The following is a 258-nucleotide window of genomic DNA, read 5'->3' on the forward strand; positions in this document are numbered from 1 at the left end:
GTAGGTTCCAACCAGGGCCTGTGGTGGGTTCAGGGTGGGGTGTCGTATGTCGATTACGACTACACCCTGGTGCCCGATGACTTCAAACCGACCAATAGCCAGCAAGGCCCGGGGCGCCGCGAGAACAGTAAACACCGCGACAGCAAATTCAGCTTCAAAATTGGCTTCACACCCAACGAAACCGATGAGTACGTGCTCGGCTACGTTCAGCAGGAAGGGCGCAAGGGCCAGCCAACCTACGCCGGCGACCTGCCAACG

Annotated in this window: 1 pseudogene; it reads left to right on the forward strand. The window is 58.9% G+C overall.

What is annotated here, in order from left to right:
• Positions 1 to 258: pseudogene (locus SB725_RS32285) on the forward strand (TonB-dependent receptor); the annotation flags it as partial.

Source organism: Pseudomonas sp. SIMBA_041 (genome assembly GCF_046535095.1).
GTDB lineage: Bacteria > Pseudomonadota > Gammaproteobacteria > Pseudomonadales > Pseudomonadaceae > Aquipseudomonas > Aquipseudomonas mucoides.